Here is a 22,909-nt window from a genome sequence, read left to right as displayed (position 1 = left end):
AGGCGATGCTGGCCACGGCATGCAAGCCCGCCACTCGGGCGACGTTCACGGGAGGAGAGCGCCGATCTCCTTCCGTTCGTCCTCATACTTCCGCGCGAAGAGCGCGTTCTCCCGGAGCGCCGCATCGAAGGCCTCCTTCGCGCGGCGCGCGGCCTCCACGCGCTCCCTCTCGACCCGCGACGTGCGTGCCTGCACGAGGCGGAGTTGCCCCATCGCTGCATACGCAGTTGCCATGTGCGGGTTCTTGGCGAGCGCCTTCTCTGCCATGCGGAGGCCCTCGGCGAGGTCCGCCTGGAAGCTTTGACCGGACCTCGCCGACCATTGCGCTCGCAGACCATACACCTCGCTCATGATCTGGTAAGGCGTGGATTGCTCCTTGGCCTCCTCCAGGACGGGGGTCATGATCATGAAAGCGGTGTCGAAGCTCGATGCGGTCGCGCTGCCACGCCGCACTTCGGCGCGAATGGTCAGGATCTGGATGCGTGCGTCGAGGATGCGCAGCGCCATGTTCGCGCCGCCATTGATGGCCGCCGCGTCCCCCACCCGCCGCCGTGCCTCACCGAGGAGAGAGCTCGGATCGAGGCCCTCGCGCAGCGCGTGCTCGGCCGAGAGCTGCCGGCACCTCGCCACCTCGATGAGAAAAAACATGTCCCGCGGTGATTCCCCCGCGAATCTACGGATGGCGTCGATGGCGGCCTCGGTGAATCGCCGAGGGTCGCGGCCGAGGGCCAGCTCGTGACCGCCGAGGATTCGGTACGTGCGCGCCTTCCAATAAGCCGTGCGCCACGGATCGGCGGCGCTTCGCTCGTCGAGGGCAGCCAAGGCGTCGAGCGCGGCCTTCACGTGCCCGTCGGCGGCCTCCCCCCGCTCGAGACTGTTGTCCACGAGCATCGCGAGCACCTCCACGAGCATGAATGCGGGGATCGAGAACCGGGGGTCCAGCGCGAGAGCGCGCTCGAATTGTCGCCTCGCTTTCTCCAGCGCGCCCCTGGCATCCCGGCCTTTTCGGCGGTCGATGTCGGAGGCGAGGATGTACACCTGCCCGAGCTCGTTGTACGACCAGGTGAACAACGGATCGAGCTCCTGGACGCGCAAATAGGCCTGGATGACGTCCTCGATCGGGACGTCCTGACCTCGGGTATCCAGGTGCTTCGCGCGCTCGTACAAAGCCACGGCGACCGCATAATGAGCCATCACGTCCTGCGGTCGCGCGCGCAGGGCCTCCCCGGCAGCGTCGACCGCATCCTGGGCGGTGGTCAGCGCCGAATCCTTTGCGTTGCTGCCGGATACGGCATTGGCCCGCGCAACGAGGAACAACGCGCGCTGCACGAGCGACCTGCCATCCCTGCTGCTCGCCTGCACGGCCCGGTTGCAAGCCTCGACGCCGGCCTCGAACGGGACCTGCCGGTTCGTGTTGCTGTTCAGCGCCGCCCACCCCATCTTCTCCCACAACTCGCACTCCGCCCGGTGCACCTCCGGATCACTCCGCCCCATGTTCGACGCGGCCGCATACGCCCTCGCCGCAGGCTCGAAATACGATTTCATCTTCTCGTAATCGAACGCCGCGTCATGCCGATACTTGCTCCCCTCCGCGAAGAGCGCGTCCCCTTCGAGTTTCTTCGCCTCGTGCATCCAGGGCGCCTTCTCGAATGCCTCCCGCGCCTTCGCCGCGGCCTCCTCGTTTTTCCCCTCGTACAGCGCGATGAGCCCCTCCGCGTAGGCCGGCACCTCGATCCGCGCCCCCATCGCTGCCCGCAAATGCCCGAGCGCCGGATCCCGGAGATCCCTCGAAAGCTCCGCGACCTTCTTCTGCCGCTCCTCCTCGTTCGTGATCCGCCGCGTCTCGGCGAGCGCCTGCTGATAGATCTCGCCAATCGCCCGCCCGAGCGCATATCGCAAATCCGGCGACGAATACCCCGCCGCGATCGCCCTCTCCAGATGCTCCCGCGCCCCCTCCGGATCCCCGAGCGCGAGATATCCACGCCCGATCGCATAATGCCCCGGCCCCTCCCCCACCTTCCCCGCGGCTGCCATTCGCTGCTCGATCTCCGCGAGCCGCGCGCGCACCACGTCCCTTTCCCGCTCCACGTCGTGCAGCGGATACGCATACGCCGCCCGCAGGAACAGCTCCATTTCCTTCACGCCCTCGCCGAGCTCCCGCGCGAGCTCCGCCTGCTCCGCCGCCTGCCGCTGGGCCCGCACCCACACGCCGCCGAACCCCAGCGACGACGCGACGCCGAGCGCCAGAAGCGCCGCGACCAGCTTATGCTTGCGCGCCCTCTTCCAGAGCAAGTATCCGACCGAGGCGCGCTTCGCCTGGATCGGCTCGCCGTCGAGGAACCGCTGCAAATCCTCCGCGAGCGACCGCGCCGAATCGTATCGCCTCGAAGGATCCCGCTCGAGGCATTTCATCACGATCGTTTCGAGCTCCGAAGGCACCCCCTTTTGCACCCTCCCGATCGTCGGCGCGTCCTCGTACGCCACCATCATCAAGAGCTTCCACGGGTGCTCCGCAATGAACGGCGGATGCCCGACGATCATGTCGTAGAGCGTCGCCCCCAGCGAAAACACGTCCGAGCGCCGATCCATCGCCCGCACGTCCCCTTTCGCCTGCTCCGGCGGCATGTACGCCGGCGTGCCGACCACCGCGCCCGTGCGGGTTTGTCCGCGCTCCGAGACCTCCCGCGCCAATCCGAAATCCATGATGTACGGCTTGAGTGAACCGTCCTCGCGCTTCTCCACGAGGATGTTCCCCGGCTTGATGTCCCGGTGAATGATCCCGAGCCGGTGCGCCTCGTGCACCGCCGTCGCGATCTCGCACATCAGCTTGACCCGCTGCTCCAAGGTCAGCCGATCCTTCCAGCGCGACAGCGGCTCGCCGTCGATGAATTGCATCGCGATGTACGGCTCGCCGTCGGCCTGCCCGGCCTCGTACACGCGGCAAACGTGCTCGTGCTGAATGCGCGCCTGCGCCCGCGCCTCGCCCAGGAATCGTCGCCAGAGCTCCGGATCGTCGCCCTTCAAGAGCTTGAGCGCCACGGTCCGGCCGAGGCGCGGATCCATGGCGCGGTAGACCGTGCCCATCCCGCCTTCGCCGACGAACGTGATGTCCTGGTATCGCTCCGAGAGCGACGGCGGCACGCCCCGCCGCTCGGCCGGCGGGCCGGGCAGGACGAGCGGCACCGTCGACGCGTGCCCGATCTCCGCTTGTCCTCCGTCCTCCGCCGACATGGGACCGGGAAGATACACGCGCGAAGGCGGCCACGACAGGTCCACGTGATACCCTGTCCCCCCGGCCATGCTCCGCGCCCTCCTCGACCACCTCGCGCGCCTCTTCTCCCCGGCAAAACCGAAAGAGCCGCCCGCGCCCGCGCCCGACGAGGCCGAGGACGACGAACCTTTGCCCGACCCCGACGCAATCGCCGTGCTCCCGATCGAGGACGCGATCGACCTGCATGGCTTTGCGCCCCGCGACATCCCCTCCGTCGTGGAGGAATATCTGCACGAGGCCCACGCGCGGGGTTTTCCCGAGGTGCGGCTCATTCACGGCCGCGGCAAAGGCGTGCAGCGGCGCGTCGTGCAATCGATCCTGGCGCGTCACCCGCTCGTCGAATCGTTCCGCGACGCCCCGGCCACGCGCGGCGGCTGGGGCGCGACGATCGCGCGGCTCCGCGTCAATCGATCGTGACCGTCACGCCCACGCCGAAATGATCCGAGGCGAACGCTCGGCCCTCATACCTTGGAGGACAACCCGAAAGCTCGCCGAGCGGCGCGACGAACTCCATCGCGATCTGCGTCGGCGCGGCCCGCCGCGACGTCCACACGTAATCGATGAGCGCCCGCTCCGGGCCGCCCTCGTGAAACGCCCGCGCCACGTCGTTCAACTCCGTATCGTACGTCAAGAGCCCCGCGCGCGCCGTGTGGTCCGTCAAGCTCTCGCCGAGCCGCCGCGCCAAACCCTCGTATTCGCGGGTTCCGCAAGGCACGTTCAGATCCCCGCAGAGCACCGTGGGCACGCCGCTCGAAAGCGGCTCCCGCAGCGCCTCGCAGAGCTCCTCGACCTGCGCCTTTCGCACCGCGAGGCACTCCTCCGGCGACACGCGCCCGTCGTCCGCCTGCAAATGCGTGTTCACCAGGAAAAGCTCGCGCCCGCCGGGCAAACGAACCTCCGCGAGCGCGGCGCCCTTCCGGGCGAATCCGTCCGCTCCCACGCCGTGCGGCAATCGCAAAAAACGCGCTTTCACGGGGAAACGCGAGAGGATCACGAGGCCCGCGCCGACGAGCGTCTTGGTCACCGCGCAGGGACCCGGCGGATCGTGCCAGAGCTCGGAAAAACCTCCCGCCGTCCGCAGCGCTTCCAGCCGCTCGTGCACCCCGCCCACGAAGTTCTCCTGGATGCACACGATGTCGAAGCGCGAGAGCGCCTCGATCACCGCCGGCGCGCCGAACCGCTCGGGCCAGAAAGGCCGGCCCTCCAGAAAATCTTCGAGGCTCTGCGGCGCGCCGAAGCAGTTCCAGGTCGCGAGCCGAACGGACAGGGGCCTTTGGTCATCCATCGGGAAATCATCCTAAGCAATTCGCGTGCGCCCGGCTACTTGCCGCTTCCTTTCCTGAAAGAAGCGTTTTTCCCGCGCTTTCGCTCGGAAAGCGCCCAGCGGATGCCCATCTCCAGCGTCGAGCGCGTCACGATCGTGCCGAGATCGAGCCCGAGCCCGACGATCGTGTGCGCGACGTCCGGCCGCAGGCCCGTGAGCAGCACCTCCGCGCCGAGCAGCCGCGCCGCTTGCGTCGCCGAGACGAGCGCGCTCGCCACCTGCGCATCCACGACGCCCACGCCCGTCACGTCGAGGATCACGACCTCCGCCGCATGCGCCACGATCCCTTCGAGAAGCGTCTCGAGCACCTGCCGCGCCCGCGCCGAATCGAGCACACCCACGATCGGCATCGCGAGCACACCCTGTCCAATCGGCACGAGCGGCGTCGACAGCTCCCGCAGCGCGTCCGCCTGCCGCCGGATGAGCTCCGACGTCGATCGCTGCTCGGTGATGTCCGTCGCGAGCCCCACGAGCCGCACGACCTTCCCCGACGCATCCTTTACCGGAAATGCCCGATCCCGCACCCAGCGGATCGTCCCGCCCGGCCGCACGACCCGATATTCGATATCGTATTCGCCCTTCTCCTGCAGCGGCAGCGCTTCGAGGACGCTCGAGTGATCGTCGGGGTGAATCGCTTCGAGAAAATTGGAACGGTCTTCGTATACTTCCGACCGCGGCCGGCCCCACACGTTCTCGTAGGCAGGGCTCACGTACACGAGCCCGTGTTCGTCTGCGTTCGTCATCCAGAAGACGTCGGTGATCGTCTCGGCGAGGAGGCGGAACGTCTCCTCACGCTCGGCGAGCGCGCGCGTGGCTTTTTGGGCCTCGGTGACGTCACTGAGCGTCGCGACGTACTGCTCGATCGCGCCGTCCGCGCCCCGTTGCACCATCACGTTGACCAGGATCCACACGCGATCGGCGGTCTTCGGCCGATCCACGCCGATGATCATGGCCGAAAGCGACTCGCCTTTCCCGAGGGCGCGCGCCATCGGGGCTTGGTCGGGGGGCAAGGGTTTGCCGTCCTCGTCGAGCATCGCCCAGCCCGGATCGCTCGGGGCGCGGCCGAGCATCTGCGCCTCGGTCAAGCCGAGTAGCTCCAGCGCGCGGCGGTTCACGAAGCGCATCTCCCCCCGCGGCCCGCGGATGATGAGGCCGATCTGGAGGTTCCTTAGCAGCCCGTCGAAGCGCGACTCCATGGCCGTGAGATCACGCGTCCTTCGGGCCACGGTGTCCTCGAGCTCGCGCCAGCGCGCCGAGGTGTCGGTCATGTCGCGACCGATCGACACGATGAACGAAACGCCGCCGTCCGCGCCGCGCATCGGCGTGTAGCTCGTGTCGAGGTAGACGACCTCCCCCGATCCGCCGCGGATCTTGTGCACCACCTGCACGACCTCGCCGCTCGAAAACGCGCGCTCCACGCACTGCTCGATGCTCGAAGCCCGGTCCCCATAAAGATCCCGCGGCGACTTGCCCGCGAGCGCCGCCGGCTCGAACGCGAACAGCGCGGTCGCCGCCGGGTTTGCATAGACAAACCGCCGCGCCACGTCGTAGACCACGCAGACATCCTTCGACTGCGCGAAAAACGTAGGCGCATCGAACGGCAGCGGTGGGGCGGGGGCGATTGTAGAGGTGACCATGGGCCTATCGTATTCGCAGGATCGCGCAAGGGACGTGCACCACGCAACTGGGATCCGAAAGCCAAGACCGGAGCAGGATTTCGCGGGGCTTCCGCCAGGGGCGTGACACGCCACGCATGGCGGGCGTGCTGGGCCACCTCGACCGGGGCGTTCGTTGGGAGAGCCAAAAACTAAGGGCGTGACAAACGTGGGGATTCGTTGAAAATGGTGGCAGAGCGCGGCCACGATCCGCGCTGCCTTCGAGGCACGATGAGCAAGGCGCGCGCAGGATCGAAGCCAAAGCCCACGAAAAAGGCCGCCGCAAAGGCCACGAAGGTCGGAAGGAAGACGACCTCGAAGGCCGCCGCGAAAAGGCCCGGGGACGAGCCTGCCCTCGCGCCGAACGCGCCCGAGATGCCCGAGGTTCGGTCCGCACGCACCGAGCCTCCGCCCGCCGCGGACGCGTCGCTCGTCAAGAAGTGGGCCGAGCGCGGGGCCGCGCTGCTCCGCGAGCTCGCCGCGCACGGCGCCGAGGACCACGAGTATCGCGTGGACCTGAAGGACGGACGTTTCGTGTGGCTCGACCCGCGCGGACGCGTCTCGGCCGAGGCCCGCGCCCGCGCGCTCTGCAGCTACGCGCCCACGACGTCCTCGCTGACCATGGCCTGGGCCGATCCGCTCCTGCGCGCGGCCTCGGTGCGTCCCGTCGAGCGGCTGCCGACGGAGCGGGACGACGTCGACGAGGAAGAAGCCTGGGGCGTGGCGATCGCCGCGGCCGAGGCCTCGGGCGCCGAATGGCTCTACCGCGTGGCCGCGCCGCACTCGTGGTACTTCCTCGCGCTCTCGGACCTCTCGTTCCAGCCGATCAGCGCGTCGTTCACGCCCGGTTCGCCCGCGGGGCTCGTTCTCTTGGAGCTCGAAGCAAGTCGCAGGGCGATCCGCTCGGGCGCGGAGCCCGCCGTGGTGGTGCGCGAGCGCCTCGCGCGCGTGGGCAGCGCGCTCCTGCACGAGGCCGAATACGCCTACCGCAGCACGGACTGGGTCTCGCGGCTCGCGCGGACGGGCAAACGGCTGGAGAAGCTCGCGGGCAAGGTGCCGGTGCCGTCGTTCGAGTCGGTCGCGAAGGGCGCCTCGTCGTCGGAATGGCTTTCGCCGGACCTCGCAGGTAGCCTCGACGAGGCGCTAGGGCTGCTCGTCGACGAGTGGCGCCTCTTCGCCTAGGGCCCGCACGATCGCATCCACCCCCCCCGCGCCCGCCGCGATCTCCACCGCGGCCTCGGGTTTGTCCGTCTGGATGATTCGCACGGCCCCGTCGTTCCCCTCGGTCACGACGTGCGAGAACCGATGCGCCGCCGCATATCGCAAGGCATCCGCCCCCGACGCGTGAAACGCCGTCGCGATGCCCCGTGCTCGCAGCGACGCGGCCAGCGCCTCCCCCGGCGGATCCGCGGACACGAGCACCCTGAGCGGCCGCTCCTCCCGCACGCCCGCGGCCTCCCGCGCCCGCGCAATCGCGTCGAGGTGCAGACCAAACCCCACGGCTTGCAGCGGCAAACCAAAACGCCCGAGCAAATCGTCGTATCGCCCCCCCGCGCCCACGGGCTCGCCCGGCCCCGGCGCGAGCACGTGGAAGATCGGCCCCGTGTAATACGCGAAGCCCCGCACCTCGCCGAGATCGAGCCGCAAGACGTCCCCGAGCCCGCTCTCCCCCGTCCCACGCGCCGTCTCCCAGAGCGCCCGAAGCTCGCCGAGCGGCCCCTCCGCCCTCGTCCCGGCAAACAGTTTTTCGGCGCGGGCGAGAATCTCCTCGCCCGGCCGATCCTCCGCCCCGCCCGCGAGCTCCGGCAGCGCCACGAGCGCGTCCGCCACGCGCGCCGGCACCCCCGAAGCCTCCCGCCCCGCAAGCAGCGCCCGGAGCCGCGTGGCGTCCTTCTGCGCCAGCGCGTCCGTCACCTCCACGTCGAGCGGCGACGGCACCACGTCGACCAGGGCGCGCGCGATGAGCGCATGGCCGAGGTCGATCACGAACGATTCGAGGCCCACCGCGCGCGTCACCGAGGCGAGGAGCCGCAGCGCTTCGAGGTCCCCCTCCGGCGACGGCGCGCCGTAGAGCTCCACGCCGGCCTGCGGGATTTGCCGGTGCTTCTTGGCGCGACCTTGGCGGCGCCGGACGATGGTCCCTTCGTAGCAGAGCCGGATCGGCACGGGCTCGGCGGCGAGGCGCGTGGCCACCATCCGCGCGATCTGCGGCGTCATGTCGGGACGGAGCGCGCACACCTCCCCCGACTCCGGCTCCACGAAGCGCAGAACGTCGCCGGGGTCGAGGGCGCCGAGGCCTTTTTCCAGCACCTCGGCCAGCTCGAACGCCGGGGGCGTGACCGGGTCGTATCCGTGCAGAGCGAAATGGTCGAGAATTGCCCGGGCGAGCGCGCGCCTTCTTCGCGTCTCCTCCGGTAAGAGATCACGCATCCCGGCGGGCAGCGGATGCGATAGCGCCTTGGGCGGAGAGCCAGAACGGTCCACGTCAGGCTTATACCGCGGCTGGGCAATCCGTGCGCATCGTTTGTGCCCTCGCTGCGATGGCCCACGCGATCCGCGAGGCGCGGAGGCACATACCTCACGCCCCGACGTGCCAGCGGCGCCAGCCATTCGCGCGGATCCCGACCTGCCATGCCTGGCAGATGACTTGCTAACTCCGACCACCTGCCAGGCGCGCCCACGAAGTGCCGGGAATGCGCTGGCGATGGAGGCTCTCATGGCCGTCCAGGCCGTCACGACGACGCGTACCTCCGCGGCACCGCCCGCGCCTGCCGGGGCCGAGGCCCGGCTCAGCGAGCTCATCGAGCGCGTCAAGAATGGCGACACCGTGGCGCTCGACGCGCTCACGCGTGCCATCCGACCGCATGTGGAGCGGCAGCTCGCTCGGTATCCCGTCTCGGACGAAGACAGACTCGATCTCGTTCAATCGACGCTCCTCCAGGTCATCCGACGAATTCGCTCTTTCCGCGGCGATTCGAGCTTCACCACGTGGCTCTTCCGGGTCACGGCGAATGAAGCTCTGATGCTGATGCGCTCCCAGAGGCGTCAGCGGGCGCGGTTCGTCGGCGGCCTCGACCTCGAGGACCTCAGCGTTCTGCCCACGATGCGCGCCCCGGCGCTCGAAGACGACGCGGCGAGCGTGGCCGAGCGCGAGCGGTTCGTCCGGCTCGCCCTGGGCGAACTGCCGAACGACTATCGGGACGTGGTGATGGCGCATTACCACGAGGACCTCGGGCTCCAGGAAATCGCCCAGAAACTCATGGTGAGCGAAAGTGCCGTCCGTTCGCGGCTGCACCGCGCGCGCCTGCGCCTGCGCGCCATTCTGAACGCGACACCTTATGGTCGCGAGCTGCAGGCGGGATTCGGCCCGGTCGAGCGCCGGGGACCGACGGCTGGGTGACGCCCCACCCACCCCTGTGCGGCCTCCCGTACGCAACGCCAGGGTGACACCGATTTGCCACCGACGGACCCTGTTCGGCATGGAAAACGGTGGTAAGGTCCGACCATGCGCCCTTGCGTCTTGCTTTCGCTCTTCGCCTCGTCCCTCGCCACCATGGTTATTGCGTGTGCCACCTCGAACGGAGGCGACGGCCCGTCGGGCCCTTCGGGAGACGGCGGAGCCGGGGCGACCGGGGGAGCCGGTGAGGGAGCGGGCGCGGGCGGCTCGGCGGGCGCGGGCGGATTTTTCCTGGACGACGGGGGGACGGGCACGGACGCGCCGTTCTCGGACGACGCCGCGTGCGCCTCGACGGCGTCCGAGGCGACGGTCGAAAAACTCCCCGTCGACATCATCTGGGTCGTCGACAACTCGTCGAGCATGGAGCCCGCGATCATCGAGATCAAAAAGGGCCTCAATGCGTTCGCCGCGCTGATCGCGGCGAAGAACCTGGATTACAAGGTCATCATGCTCTCGCTCCGGAACAAGACGAGCCCGGTGCAGATCAGCGGCAGCACGCGGTATCCGATCTGCATTCCGGCGCCGCTCGCGGGCGACGACAATTGCGGCAATGGCGCGCGTTTCTTCCATTCGAGCGTGGACATCCGCAGCGTCCAGCCGCTCGAGCAGTTCCTCGGCACGCTCGGACAAACGGACGGCTACAAGCTCGGCGACGAGAGGGGCGGCGAGCCGTGGAAGCAAGAGCTCCGGCCGCAGGCGACGAAGACGATCGTCATCGTATCGGACGATAACTCCCGGCTCTCGGCGGCCAATTTCGAGTCGTTCCAGGGCGGGAAGAACCCGGCGAACACGCTGACCTTGCCGCCGGGGATCCTGAACCCGACGTGGAACGGGCTCTTCACCGATTACGTATTCAGCGGCATCTACGGCTGGGACTCGCTCTCGAACCCCAACACGGTCTGCCAGTACGCGGACGGCACCGAGCCGCCGAGCTCGGGCCCGACGTACACGACGCTCGTGAACAAGACGGGCGGCGTCCGGGCGAAGCTCTGCGACGGCAGCGCGGCGTGGCAGCCGTTCTTCGACGCGGTCGCGCAGGCGGTGGACCAGACGGCGAAGCTCTCGTGCGAGCTCGCGATCCCGAAGCCGCCCTCGGGCGAGGACCTCGATCCGGAGCTCGTGAACGTGGCCCTCTCGGACGGCGGCGCGCCGACGTACCTGCCACGCGTGGCCGACGCGGCCGCCTGCAATGGCGGCGGCTGGTATTACGACGATCCCGCGGCGCCGAAGAAGGTGATCCTCTGCGAGAGCTCGTGCGACCAGGCCCAGGCCCTGGTCGGCGAGGACAAGACCGGGAAGATCGAGGTCTTCTTCGGCTGTCAGTCGATCATCAAATGACCACGCCGATCCGCTCGAAGGGCGCCCGGAGGTCCTCCGGCAGCGCCGCTTCGAACGTGATCGGTCGCCCCTCCCACGGATGCACGAAGCCGAGCGAGCGCGCGTGCAGCGCGAGCCGCGCGAGGCCGAAGCGATCCCGATATTCGCGGTTCAGCGCGCCCTTGCCATAATTCGCGTCCCCGATCAGCGGGTGGCTGATGTGCTTCATGTGCCGGCGCACCTGGTGGAGCCGGCCCGAATGCGGCTCCGCGTCGACGAGGGAAAGGTGTTCGCCCCGCCAAACCCGGCGGAACGACGTCGAGGCGGGTACACGCGGGCCGCCCTCGCGGCGGGGGATCGGGTGGTCGATCGTGCCGGCCTCGGGCGTGACGCCGCGGACGAGCGCGAGGTAATGCTTTTCGACCCGGCCCTCCTCGAACATCTCGCAAAAGACGCGGGCGCTCTCGGGATCGAGCGCGAAGACGAGCACACCGCTCGTGGCGCGGTCGAGGCGGTGGACGGGAAAAACCTTCTGGCCGATCGAATCGCGGACCTCGTGCATCGCGGTCCGCTCGTCGTCGGACCAGCCGGGATGGACCGCGAGGCCGGAAGGTTTGTCGACGACGACGAAGCGTTCGCCGTGGTGGAGGATCGAGAGCAACGCGCCTAACGCAGCTTGATCTTCGTCGTCGGCTCGCGCCAGCGCTGCACGATGCCGGGCAGCATCGACAGATCCCGCACGGTCACGTCCGGCCCCGCCTGCACGAGCGCCTCGACCGTGGAGAAGCCGGACTCGACGCCCACGGCCCAGGTCCCGGCGTTTCGAGCACAAAGGATGTCCTGCGGGCCGTCGCCAACCATCACCACCGCCGCCGGCATCGAGCCGAGCTGCTTCGCCGCGAGCAGGAGCGGCGCCGCGTCGGGCTTGCGCTCCTTCGTGTCGCCGCCCGCCACGATCACCCCGAACCGATCCTCGATGCCGAGCGCACGCAGCACCACGTCGGTCGTCGAGCGAGGCTTGTTCGTGCAGATGCCGAGCGCCATGTTCTCCATCGAGGAGAGCGCCTCGATCGCCTCCAGCGCGCCTTTCGCCCAGCGCGTGAAATCGAGCGGGTGCTGCTTGTAGTAGTCGACGAAGAGGCGGACGAGCTCGTCGACCTCCGGCGCGTCCTCCGGGATCTTCGCCGTCCTCGCGCAGAGGGCGCGCGCGCCGTCGCCGACGAGGCGCACGATCACCTGCGCGGGCTGCGGATTGCGCCCCGTCGTGAGGAGCGCGTGGTTGATCGCGGCCACGATATCGCCGCGGCTGTCGAGCAGCGTCCCGTCGAGATCGAACACGACCGCAGTGGGGGGAAGCACGGGGCTCATCCTAGGCGATCGCCTACCGGGTCTGGAAGGGGCTCCCCGGGTTTTACTTCCGCGGGCCGGTCACGCGGATCTCCCGGAGGCGCGCGCGCAGGGCCGCGTATCGCTCCTCCATACCCCGACGTGTGTCGGGCGAACGCCAGAGGTCCTTTCGTTCCTCGGGATCCTGGCCGAGGTCGTAGAGCTCGTAGCCAGCGTTGTTCGAGACGATCAGCTTGAGATCGCCGTGGATGAGCGCGCGGCGCGCGTCGTTGTAGGGGCCGGCCGGCATGTCGATGACGACGTCACGCTCGGCCGGCGTTTGCCCCTCGGGCAAGAGCACGTCGGAAAGGAGCGAGGTGCCCGAGAGGAAATCCGGGCCGTCGGCGGCGGATTTCGGCGGCTCGATGCGGAAGAGGTCGAGGACCGTGGGCGTGAGGTCGATGAGGCTCCTGCGCGCCTCGATGCGCGCGGGCTTGGCGCCCGGGACGTGCACGAGGAGCGGCACGCGCACGAGCGGCTCCCAGAGCTCGAAGCCGTGGCGGAACATCTTGTGCTCGCCGAAGGCCTCGCCGTGGTCGCTCGTCACGACGATCGCCGTGCGTTTGCCCCAGGGCGCCGCGCGGATGCCGTCGATGAGCCGGCCGATGTGTTTGTCCGTGAACGCGACCTCGCCGTCGTAGAGACCGCGCTGGCCGGCGCCGAAGCTCGGCACGTCGTCGTGGCGCAGGTAGTCGGCGTGCGGGTCGAGGTAGTGCACCCAGAGGAAGAAACGTCCCTGCGTGTTCTCCGGCTTCGCGAGCTGCGCCAGCGCCGCGTCCGTGAGCGCGTGGCTCGACTTCATGTCCGCCACGTCCCAGGGCGCGTTCTCGGGTGGCGCGGCCGAGAGATCGACCACGTCGAAGCCGGAGTCGAGGCCGCCGAACTTGCCGAAGTAGCGGTGCGCGTGGACGCCCATCGTGCGGACGCCCGCGCGCGAGAGGCGCTCGGCGAGGAAGGTCTCCGTCTCCTCGAACTTGTTGAAGTGCCCCCAGTTGCGCTGCGTCTCGCTGCCGTACTTGCCGATCAGCATCGGGCCGACGCTCTTGCCCGTGTACGAGGCAAGCGAGTAGGCCCGGAGGAACACGGCGCTCTCGGCGGCGAGCTTGTCGAGGTTCGGCGAGACGGGCTGCGGATAACCGGCGTAGCCGAGGTCGGCGCGCAGCGTGTCCACCGTGATGAGCACGACGTTGAGATCGGCGGGGACGTCGGCGCTCTTCGGCGCGGGCGCTTGTGCTGCGGGCGCGGGCGCGAGCGCGGCGAGGACCTCGGCGCGGAGGTCCGTGCCCGAGCAGTCCTCGTCGATGCCGTTGTCGGGGATCTCCACGCCGAGCGGCCCGACCGACGCGTCGCCCTCGCGGCAATCGCCACCGCCGAAGAGCGCGCTCGCGCCGTCGTGATCCCGATCGGCGAGCTTGCGCATCGCCGCGAGCGAGAGCTTGCCGAGCGGCGCATCCCGCTCGATCGCCTGCGCCACCGGCGCGCCCTCGCCCCCGAGCGAGACGGCCGTCCGCGGCGCGAGGAGGACCGGCGCGAGCGCGACGAGCGCCGCGACGAACGACCTGCGCGGCGAGGCAAGCGCGGACGAGAGGAACGCGGCGAACGCGACGAGCGCGAGCATCCCGACCGCGCGCAGATCGAGCTCGGGGCGCTTGAGCACGCCGTAAATCCCGAACAGCCCGCCTTCGCCGCTCGGCCCGCCCGTCGCGACGCCGAGGCCGAAGAGCAGGCCCACGACCACGAGCGCGGCGAAGGCCGTCTTCGCGGGATCGACGAACGCGGGCCGGCCCTCGCTCGCCGTGGCCAGCGCTTGCCGCAGCGCCGGCGTGAGCGCGAGCGAGAGCAGCGTCGCGAGCAGGCCCACGAGCAGCGTGCCCGTCGCGATGGAGAGCCCCGCGAGCGGCGCGGCGACGTCGAGCGCGAGCAGCGCCCGCGCGAGCTGCGCGGAGAGCGTCATCCACAGGAACGCGGCCACGATCGCGAGCGGCACGAACGCGGCCACGTCCGCGGGCCGGCCCTTGGCGCGCGCTCGCAGCCACGCGACGGCCGACGCGGGTGTCGGCGCCGCCTCCGGGAAGAGGAACACGAGCGACGTCGCCACGACGAGCCCCACGACGAGCGAGACGGGCGCGACGAGGCCCGCGTCGGCCACGAAGATCGCGAGCGCCTTGCCGGCCTCGATGCGCTCCTCCTCGCCGCCGCGTGCGTAGGCGGTGTCGAGCGCGGCGGCGGCGAGGCCCGCGATCGACGCGCCCATCGCCCCGCGGGCGATCCGGCTCGCCCAAGCTCGAACGTACAGCGCCGTCTTCATCCCTTGTTTCGAGCGCGCGGCGCGCCTCTCTTCGCGAGCGGGTGCGCCGCGTCGTACACCCGGGTCAGGTGATCGATCGAGACGTGCGCATACCGTTGCGTCGTCGACAGGCTCGTGTGCCCGAGCATCTTCTGGATCGCCCGCAGATCCGCGCCGCCGTCGAGCAGGTGCGTGGCGAACGTGTGCCTGAGCGCGTGCGGATGCAGATCTGCGCGGCCCGCTCCGAGCGCGCCGTACCGATGCACGAGGTGTTGCACTTGTCGCACGCTGATGCGCCGGCCGAGCCTCGACACGAAGAGCGCCCGTTCGTCGAGCGCGCCCGTCTTCGGGTTCCTGAGCTCCTCCCGCCGCCCGAGCCATCGCACGAGCGCGGCGCGCGCATGCGAGCCGAACGGAACGATCCGCTCCTTGCGCCCCTTGCCGAGCACGCGCGCCCGTCCTCCGTCCGCCTCGATCTCCACGTCGCCGACGTCGAGCCCCACGAGCTCCGACACGCGGAGCCCCGAGCCGTACAGCACCTCGAGGATCGCTCGATCCCGCTGCCCCTCCGCCGTCGCCTCGTCCGGCGCCTCGACGACCTCCGCCGCGGCGTCCGCGTTGACGAACGTGGGCATCGGCCGCCGCACCTTCGGTAGCTCGAGCTCGGCCGCGGGGTTCTTCTCGATCTCCCCGCGCCGTTCGAGCCAGCGCAGGAAAGCTCGCACCGCGGCGATCTTCCTGCCGATCGAGGGCGGCGCGTGCGTCCGGGCGAGCTGCCCGAGGAACCCTCGCAGGACGAACACGTCGAGATCTCCGGGGCCGCGAACCCGCCCGCGCCGCTCCTGCACGTGAGCGACGAGCTGGGCAAGGTCTCGACGGTACGCGGCCACGGTATGCGGCGACGCTCGACGCTCCTCGCCGAGATGGCGCACGAAACGCGCCACGGCCTCCTCGAGGCCCGCGCCCTTCGCGGCGTTCTCCGGGACCGCGCTCTTCACGGCCCTTCCCGTAGCATCGCCCCCCGCCCCCGGGCAAAGAGACGACGGTCCCCATCGATCGACCGGCCCGAACCGGAACGTTCCGCGAAAAGATGCCTTCCGTGGGAGGGAACGGGTAGATTGCTCCTCGGGGAACCTATGGAAGGCGAGACACTCGACGGCCGCTACAAGCTCGGGGAGGAGCTCGGCCGCGGGGGTCATGGCGTCGTGTACAGGGCCGAGGACCTGCAAACCGGGACCGAGGTCGCCCTGAAGCGCCTGCGCAAACAGGTGAGCGACGACCCGCAGCTCCCCGCGCGCCTCCTCCGCGAGGCCCAGTCCCTCGCATCGCTCTGGGGCACGAGCGTCACGCGCATCCACGCGTTCGGGACCGACCCCGAGGGCGCCTTGTACGTGGCCATGGAGCTGCTCGATGGCGAGAGCTTCGAGGCGCACCTCCAGGACCTGGAGTGCTTCGGCGATCGTTTGAGCTCGTACAACCTGCTCACGCTCCTCGATCCGATCGCGCGCGCGCTCCACACCGCGCATGCGCTCGGCATCGTCCACCGCGACGTCAAACCGGCAAACCTCTTCCTCGTCTCGCCCGAGCGCGGCGGCGGCGTGCGGCTCCTCGACTTCGGCCTCGCCCAGGTCCTCGGCTTCGAGGCGCTCACAGCCGAGAACAAGCCCGATGGCTCGCCGAGCTACGTCGCGCCCGAGGCGTGGCGCGGCGAGCCGCTCGATCATCGCGCCGACGTCTACGCCTTCGGCGCCGTCGTCTACCGCGCGCTCGCCGGCCGAGCGCCGTTCCAGGGCGACTCCCTCGCGGATCTCTCCCTCGCCGTGACGACCGCGCCGCGGCCCGAGCTCGCCTCGATCCGGCCCGACCTCGCCCCCGAGATCGACGCATGGGCGGCCCGCGCGCTCGCGGCCGATCCAAACCAGCGTCATCCGTACATCCCCACGTTGTGGAACGACCTCATCCGCGTGATGATGAACGGCAAAGGCCCGAGCGCCGATCGGGTGCGACAAACCTTCCGTCTACCCGGCTAGCCCCGCATGTCGCCTACCGAAGAGAGCGCGCAGTCCATCGAGATCGACGCCGAGGCCGAGGCCGAAGAGCCGCTCGACGTCGACCAGGCGAACGCCGACGCCCATCAAAAAGCGCTCGAACGCGCGCGGGATCTCATCGGCCAGACGATCTCGGAGCGCTACCGCATCCTCGACCTCCTCGCGATGGGCGGCATGGGCGCGGTCTACCTCGGCGAGCACGTGCTCATGCACAAGCGCGTCGCCGTGAAGATCCTGCACCCGGAGAGCGACGACAACCCCGAGATCGTGGCGCGCTTCGAGCGCGAGGCCCTCGTCGGCGCGCACATCGACAACCCGAACATCGCCCACGCGACCGACTTCGGGAAGCTCGACGACGGCTCGTACTTCCTGATCCTCGAGTACGTCGAAGGAAAAAACCTCGCCGAGGTGATCCGCGAAGGCCCCATGAAGCCGCGGCTCGTCGTGCACGTCGCGCGGCAGATCTTGATCGGCCTGCAAGCCGCGCACGACCTTGGCATCGTGCATCGCGACCTGAAGCCGCGAAACGTGATGCTCGAAGCGGGCTTCGTGGCGAAGCTCATCGACTTCGGCTTCGCGAAGGTCTCGGTTGGCAAGCTCCCGCTCACGGTGCCCAAGGAGGGCCGACCGCCCTCGCGCCTCACGGGCGTCGGCGTGATCTTCGGGACGATCAATTACCTCGCGCCCGAGGCGGCGCACGGCATGGACGCGGTCGACGAGCGCGCGGACCTCTATGCGCTCGGCGTGATGATGTACGAGATGCTGACGGGCAAACACCCGTTCGACTCGACCGATCCGATCGAGATGTTCCAGCATCACCGCACGACCCCACCGCCGCCCTTCTCGGTGCGCGCGCCGGACGTGAAGATTCCCGCCGAGCTCGAGCCGCTCGTAGGCAAGCTGCTCGAAAAGGATCCGTACGAGCGATTCTCGAACGCGGGCGCGGTGATCGAGGCGCTCGACGCGCTCTCGATTTCGAGCGAGGTCGTCGAGGAAGCTGCCGTTCGTTCGAAAAAGACCCCGCCGCCGCCCTCGGTTTCGGTGCGCCCCCCGGAAAAACCGAGCGAGAAGGCGAGCGAGGAAAAAACGCCGGAAAAGGCGCCGCCGAGCGCGGAGCCGCGTAAGAAAAAGAAAAAGGCGCGGGGCGATGAAACCGCCCTCTCCGCGCGGCGGGCGCCCGAGAGAAAGCCGAGCCCGATCAATTACACGCTCGCCGTCGTTGCGATCGTGGCCGTGCTCGCCGCGGCGTTTTTCGCGTCGCGCTGACGCGGGCGCACCGCGCCAAACGAGGCAGCTCTTCCCCTGCGGTGCATCACCGTGGTACCCTCACCTGCATGCTCGGCGATTTGTCATCGCCTGCTGTTTTTTTCGCTGGAGGTCTTCGATGGGGGAGGATGTTCGTCGAGGCGCCCGTATCGCGCGTGCGCTGTTCTTGCTGGCCGCTGTTGCCGCAACGTCTGCCGTCGCCGTCCCTACGGCCCTTGCGGAGGACGATACGTCCGAGGGCGATCAGGATGATGGACCGTCCGATGACCAGGACGCGCAGAAGAAGCCGAAGCAGAAGCCGATGCCGGCTATGATCGATATCTGCATGACCAGCGCGGTCATCGCACCCACGAAGGCGGACGGAAGCCCGTGGGACCCTGGCCCTCCGAAAGCGACCGAGGACCAGCGAGCAAAATCCAACGAAGCGTTCAGAATGCTGGCAGCGCTTGCTCGCAAGCATCCGGCTATGGTTGCCGCTGAGCTCACCACCGTTCTCTCCGGCTCCCTATTTCGCGCGTTTGGCAAGCCCGATGTTTTCGGGACCCTCGAGGTAGCACCCACGGGCTCGTATGATGGGAAGCTCTCGCGCAAAATGGACCTCGCCTCCAAGAAAAGGCCCGTACGGGAGTTCCATCCGAATTTCGGCACCTCAACCTGCTTCAAGGCTGTCCCCTGGCACAAGGAGCTCCGTCTTCGTGTCGACCTGACAGACCAGGACGTGGCCTTCGATGATAAAATTGCAACCGTGGTCGTCCCTGCGTCCGATGTGGCTGCTGCCTTCGAATTCGGCAAGGTCTTCCATGTGTATGTTGGCGATCAGGACACCACCCAATTGAAATTCGTGGCGCTCGAAGTCACACGCACGGCGGACGAATAAGCGCACTTGCGCAGAGCAGGGCCTACCCTGCAAACACGTACGACGGCCGGCAGCAGAATGTGACCGCGTTCTCCACATCCACCATCGCCTCCCCGTACGGCTCGCCGCCGCTCGCTTCGCAGGTGCCGGTCATGTACATCGCGGGGCTGGTTTCCTTGCCGCCGAGGGCGCGGCCGTTCGGGAAGATTGGATCGCAATCACCGCCGAGGGATGCCGTTGTCTTCTCCATGAACTGCGCGGAGCAGGCCCCATCCTGAAACAGCCGCAACGACGACACGCACGCCCCGCCACTCGGCGCGCCGCACGCACATTCGGTGCACCCGCGGCCTTCCTTCACCTTCTCCGGATACATCCAGCGCGCTGGCTCGCCCTGGTAGTTCGTGGGGCATTGCGTATGCAGCCCCTCGCGCCAGATACAGATCCGGTTGGGAAACAGCGCCTCGGGGAGGCACATCTTGCCCGCATCATCGCAGAGCGAGGTATCCGTCACTCCGCGACAAGCGAGGCTCGTCGTCTGCCATTTCGTGACGAGGCCGGTCACTTTGGGCACTTCGACCACGTCCACTTCGCACTTCTCATTTTGCGGAGGCGGAAGCGGTCCGATCTCGATCGATTGCAGGCAGGGGACGCCGCTCCCCGGCGGGCATTCGGCGCCTTGGGGCAAGGCGTTCGCGGCGGTGCAGCTCCCGTCCCAGCCGGCAGGGCCGTCGAAGGGAAGTGTCGGGGCGCTTGGGTCGTCGCAGGTGCCCGCGCGGATTGTGATGGAGGTGGGGACCGGGTCGCAATCAGCCGTCGCGGGCTTGCACGAGCATGAATCACACGTGGCGGGGGGCGCGACGAGATCCGAAAACATGCGCGCCTGCACGGCGGGCGCCGTGTTGGGAAGACACTTGGGCTGGTTCTCCTCGCCCTCGACGTTTTCGCCGATCCACACGAGAAGCGGCGGATCCGCGTGCCAGAAGATCGCGTCGTCGCCTTCGGGGAGAGGCACGCACGTATGCGTTTCCGTCGGGCAGCGGCCGTTGTCCGCGGTGGGGCCGTCGGTGCCGGCGTCCGCGGGGGCGTCGGTGCCGGCGTCCACGCAGATAGGGGCGGGAAAGTGAGTGTCGGGATTGCACTCGTTCTCGAACGTCTCGGGTATCCCGCTGCATCCGGCTCCCAGCGCCACGGCGGCCCCGCTCATCACACACACGAGGGCGAGCCCGATTCGGATCCTTGATTTGCGCATGCCTCCATGTTCTAGGGTTCGTCCGGGAACTGTCAAGCGTTCTCGGACGAACCCTAGAACTTCCAGAACGCAGAAAGAGACGTGCCGATCATGATCGCGGGTTGTTCCACGAGAACGGTTTGCCCGAGGGCGATTCGCGTGCCCCGCGAGAGACCGAGGACATCTCCCGCCACCTGAACGCCCCACGACGAGCCCACATCGAATCTGCCGCCTACGCGACCGCCAAAGCCCGGCCGGAAGCCAACATCCGTGTCCCTCTTGAAGGTGTTTTCGTCCCAGTTGACCGTGATCACGCCGAGATGGCCGACTGCGCACCCGTAGATCCACCGCCAGTGCCCGCACAGCCCGAGCAGGCCCCCCGCCGTCATCGTGGAGACCGGTTGCCCCTTGACATCACCCGCAAGCCATGCAGCCCGCCCCTCCAGCTCCAGCGACACATGCTCGTGGAGCTGCAAGCCCCCCGTGATCGACGCGCCCACCGCTGGCGCCCATGTCGCCGCGCCAAACACCACGACCGGCCCCAGGCCGACGAAGCCACGCATGGGGGGCTTCTTATCGGGCTTCATCGACGGATCTTCGTAGGCGAACGGATTCTCCTGCTTGGGAATGTCTCGCTCGATGTAGATGCCGAGCGCGTGATCGGCCTTCGCCTTCGTCACCGAAAGCGGCGCCGGGGGCGTGGACGGGACGACCTCGATCGCGGGCGTCACGTCCGGTGCGGGCTCGGGCTCGACCTTCGGCGCAGGCTCGGGCAGCTTCCAGCGCAGGTTCGCCGTGGCCCTCTTCCCGGCGGGGCAATCGACGGTCTCCGTCACCTCCCCATGCGCTTCCGAGGTGCCTCGCACCACGGTGCGCCCGGGCTTGACGAATACCGTGGAGCCCGGAACGCTTGGGCCATCGACAGGGCTCCCCTCGACGAACACCAGCGCATCGAACACGTTGCCGAGAATGAGAAGCTGACAGACACGCGAGCGCACCCCTGCGAACGCGCGGGCGAGTTCCTCTTTCTCCTTCAACGTCGCGCCTGCGCCGCCCTCCAGCGCCATCAAGAGGTTTTGCGCGGCGGCGAGGTCCTTTCCGAGGCGCACCGCCAGCATGCCGAGGCGCGCTTCGACCTCGGGATCTTCGCGTAGGTCGAGCGCCTCATTGTAGGCCGCGACCGCGATGTCGACGTTCCCAGCGGCCCGCGCCTTGTCCCCGACCTTGAGGAGCGCGGCGACGGCGCGGTCTATCTCCGCATCATCCGGCTCAGCAGCGGAGGCGATCGACGCGAGGAGCGGGAGCCAGAGCAGGGCGGTGAGGGCTACGGCGCGCGGCATGACGGGATCATGATATCGCAACCCGCACAGGAAAAAGCGAGGCCGACGCGAGTGTCTTCCTGCGTCTCAGGTCACGAGCGCACGCACAGCGTCGGCCTCCGGGGATACCCCTTACCGGAGACAAACCGGGGAGTCAAGTCCCTGGACAAACATTTGGTTCCGGGACGAACGCGCTCTGGAGGCCCTGCACGACGGGCCGGAGCGTTCCTCGGGCCCACCACGGGGCCCGAGCGGCTGTGTCATTTGAAGCTTGGAAACATGAGATCCTCCCCTCCGAGGAATGTCACCTTGCCGCCCGTCAACATTTCAATTCCTCGCACGTCGACGGGCACGCTTCCCATTGCCATGTGAAGCGCTTGCACCGAATCGATCCCCCAAACTTTCCGCTTTTCTCGCCGCCTACCGGGCCCGCGTATCTCGTACACGACGGACCAATCGTTTCCTTCTTTTTGAGGTGCGCTGATTCGCACCCTGACATTTTTAGGCTTTGACTCCTGGGAGTGGCGGAATTCAAGTATCCTCTCGGCAACGACCCTTTTTATCGTGGGCATTTGTCCTTCATTGCCTCTCGTTCGCAGGCGCGCCGACAGTTCGCCCGGTCCTCGTTCGATTGCGCCCAGCAAATGGCCCTGTCCCTCGCACTTCGCAACTTGCGGCAGCGCGCGTTATCCATATTCCAAATGGCTTCGCACGCATTGTAACATGCCTCAAGGGGGGTATAGGCCGCATTCTTGCACCGTTCCTTCTCGGCTTCCTCGTCGGTATCATCCTTCAACGACACGGCCGCGACCACCACGAGCACCGCGACCGCGACGACGATCATCGTCCCAGACGACCCGACGACCACCGGGATCAACCTGATCACCTGGGGCAGCGCCCACGTGTTCGCCAGCAGGCCTCGCGTAGGCAAGAGGCCGCCGCGCGAGACCAGCTCGTCGCTGTCCGGCGAGAACCCCGCGTCCGCCATCCTTCGCAGCGCTTCCATCATGCATTGCTGGACGCCGGCGTCGTCGAGCCGCGGGCCCTTGGGCTTCACCGCCGTGACGCGGTCGCCCGTCAACTCGACCGCGAACTCGATCTCGTACGCGTTGTGCCGAAGCCGCTGGCCCCCGTCTTTGACGCACGCTTGAAGCGCCTGGACCGTCATCGGAGGGAGCGCGAGCCCGCTGCCCTGCCTGGGCGCGACGGCGTGCTCGTCGCTCGCCCCGCATCCCATAGGCACCATGGACACAGCCATGCACGTAGCGACCACGGTCACCCCCGCAAGCCGCCGCTTCCCCATGAGCCCACCCCCTCCCCCCTCAACGTAGGTAAGGCAGGCTACGAGACACAAACGATCTCCGTCAACCGTTTTCCCGGCGCGCAAAAAGCCTTCAAGGATCAACTCGAAGCGGTGCACCGCCGCTGTGTGAGCCGATCCTGGTGAACCGTAAGGGCTCCATTCCCCCCGTGAACGCGGATCCCGGTCAACTGC

The 22,909-nt window shown here is 68.4% G+C and carries 19 protein-coding genes; 7 read left to right on the top strand and 12 right to left on the bottom strand.

The genetic code is table 11. From position 1 onward, the window contains the following. Positions 1–45: 45 nt before the first annotated feature. Complete coding sequence (locus KEG57_RS08020) at positions 46–3,231, bottom strand: serine/threonine-protein kinase (protein WP_272417465.1); 3,186 nt, start codon at positions 3,229–3,231, stop codon at positions 46–48. A gap of 67 nt (positions 3,232–3,298) precedes the next feature. On the opposite strand from KEG57_RS08020, the gene KEG57_RS08015 reads away from it, so the two are divergent. Further along, positions 3,299–3,688 carry a Smr/MutS family protein gene (locus KEG57_RS08015; RefSeq protein ID WP_272417464.1) on the top strand — a complete coding sequence of 130 codons (390 nt, stop codon included), beginning with the start codon at positions 3,299–3,301 and terminating at the stop codon, positions 3,686–3,688. Here KEG57_RS08015 and KEG57_RS08010 read toward each other — a convergent pair. Then, positions 3,675–4,556, bottom strand: coding sequence for an endonuclease/exonuclease/phosphatase family protein (locus KEG57_RS08010; protein WP_272417463.1), 882 nt, complete (start codon positions 4,554–4,556; stop codon positions 3,675–3,677). The genes KEG57_RS08015 and KEG57_RS08010 overlap by 14 nt on opposite strands. A gap of 35 nt (positions 4,557–4,591) precedes the next feature. Next, complete coding sequence (locus KEG57_RS08005) at positions 4,592–6,232, bottom strand: PAS domain S-box protein (RefSeq protein ID WP_272417462.1); 1,641 nt, start codon at positions 6,230–6,232, stop codon at positions 4,592–4,594. Between the two features lie 249 nt (positions 6,233–6,481). Between KEG57_RS08005 and KEG57_RS08000 the strand changes: the two genes are divergently transcribed. Further along, positions 6,482–7,432, top strand: coding sequence for a DUF6882 domain-containing protein (locus tag KEG57_RS08000; protein WP_272417461.1), 951 nt, complete (start codon positions 6,482–6,484; stop codon positions 7,430–7,432). On the opposite strand, the gene KEG57_RS07995 is transcribed toward KEG57_RS08000, so the two are convergent. Next, positions 7,394–8,734: an ATP phosphoribosyltransferase regulatory subunit gene (locus tag KEG57_RS07995; protein WP_272458341.1), complete on the bottom strand. Its 1,341-nt coding sequence runs from the start codon at positions 8,732–8,734 to the stop codon at positions 7,394–7,396. The genes KEG57_RS08000 and KEG57_RS07995 overlap by 39 nt on opposite strands. A 232-nt stretch (positions 8,735–8,966) precedes the next feature. On the opposite strand from KEG57_RS07995, the gene KEG57_RS07990 reads away from it, so the two are divergent. Further along, the gene (locus KEG57_RS07990) at positions 8,967–9,650 is read left to right on the top strand and encodes an RNA polymerase sigma factor (protein ID WP_272417459.1); all 684 of its coding nucleotides are present in this window, start codon (positions 8,967–8,969) and stop codon (positions 9,648–9,650) included. Positions 9,651–9,755: 105 nt separating this feature from the next. Beyond that, positions 9,756–11,045, top strand: coding sequence for a hypothetical protein (locus tag KEG57_RS07985; protein ID WP_272458340.1), 1,290 nt, complete (start codon positions 9,756–9,758; stop codon positions 11,043–11,045). Here KEG57_RS07985 and KEG57_RS07980 read toward each other — a convergent pair. The 4 genes from KEG57_RS07980 to KEG57_RS07965 are packed head-to-tail and all read right to left on the bottom strand — an operon-like array spanning position 11,038 to position 15,695. Then, complete coding sequence (locus KEG57_RS07980) at positions 11,038–11,685, bottom strand: pseudouridine synthase (RefSeq protein WP_272417457.1); 648 nt, start codon at positions 11,683–11,685, stop codon at positions 11,038–11,040. The genes KEG57_RS07985 and KEG57_RS07980 overlap by 8 nt on opposite strands. Positions 11,686–11,690: 5 nt before the next feature. Continuing rightward, entirely contained in the window at positions 11,691–12,383 is a 693-nt protein-coding gene (locus KEG57_RS07975; protein ID WP_372518155.1) for an HAD family hydrolase, read from the bottom strand. 52 nt (positions 12,384–12,435) lie between these two features. Then, complete coding sequence (locus KEG57_RS07970) at positions 12,436–14,718, bottom strand: sulfatase-like hydrolase/transferase (RefSeq protein WP_272458339.1); 2,283 nt, start codon at positions 14,716–14,718, stop codon at positions 12,436–12,438. Further along, positions 14,715–15,695 (bottom strand): tyrosine recombinase XerC, encoded by a 981-nt coding sequence (locus KEG57_RS07965; RefSeq protein ID WP_272417454.1) that lies wholly within the window; start codon positions 15,693–15,695, stop codon positions 14,715–14,717. Before KEG57_RS07965 ends, KEG57_RS07970 begins: the two co-directional genes overlap by 4 nt. A gap of 138 nt (positions 15,696–15,833) precedes the next feature. Here KEG57_RS07965 and KEG57_RS07960 point away from each other — a divergent pair, with 138 nt between their 5' ends. From KEG57_RS07960 to KEG57_RS07950, 3 genes are all read left to right on the top strand, one after another. Further along, positions 15,834–16,727 carry a serine/threonine-protein kinase gene (locus KEG57_RS07960; protein WP_272458338.1) on the top strand — a complete coding sequence of 298 codons (894 nt, stop codon included), beginning with the start codon at positions 15,834–15,836 and terminating at the stop codon, positions 16,725–16,727. Between the two features lie 6 nt (positions 16,728–16,733). Then, a complete protein-coding gene (locus tag KEG57_RS07955) occupies positions 16,734–18,011 on the top strand; it encodes a serine/threonine protein kinase (RefSeq protein ID WP_272417452.1) in 1,278 nt (425 codons plus the stop codon). Positions 18,012–18,129: 118 nt separating this feature from the next. Further along, positions 18,130–18,888, top strand: coding sequence for a hypothetical protein (locus tag KEG57_RS07950; protein ID WP_272417451.1), 759 nt, complete (start codon positions 18,130–18,132; stop codon positions 18,886–18,888). 22 nt (positions 18,889–18,910) lie between these two features. Here the strand turns inward: KEG57_RS07950 and KEG57_RS07945 are convergent, their stop codons facing one another. The 4 genes from KEG57_RS07945 to KEG57_RS07935 all read right to left on the bottom strand — a co-directional run bounded on the left by KEG57_RS07945 (position 18,911) and on the right by KEG57_RS07935 (position 22,660). Next, a complete protein-coding gene (locus KEG57_RS07945) occupies positions 18,911–20,116 on the bottom strand; it encodes a hypothetical protein (protein WP_272417450.1) in 1,206 nt (401 codons plus the stop codon). Positions 20,117–20,169: 53 nt separating this feature from the next. Then, positions 20,170–21,435: a tetratricopeptide repeat protein gene (locus KEG57_RS07940; RefSeq protein WP_272417449.1), complete on the bottom strand. Its 1,266-nt coding sequence runs from the start codon at positions 21,433–21,435 to the stop codon at positions 20,170–20,172. 239 nt (positions 21,436–21,674) lie between these two features. Then, positions 21,675–21,986 (bottom strand): DUF6968 family protein, encoded by a 312-nt coding sequence (locus KEG57_RS56060; protein ID WP_372518154.1) that lies wholly within the window; start codon positions 21,984–21,986, stop codon positions 21,675–21,677. Then, entirely contained in the window at positions 21,974–22,660 is a 687-nt protein-coding gene (locus tag KEG57_RS07935) for a hypothetical protein (RefSeq protein ID WP_272417448.1), read from the bottom strand. The genes KEG57_RS56060 and KEG57_RS07935 overlap by 13 nt, the downstream gene beginning before the upstream one ends. Positions 22,661–22,909: the final 249 nt, after the last annotated feature.

The sequence above is a fragment of the Polyangium jinanense genome, assembly GCF_028435365.1.
This window is presented reverse-complemented; position numbering and strand designations above follow the sequence as displayed.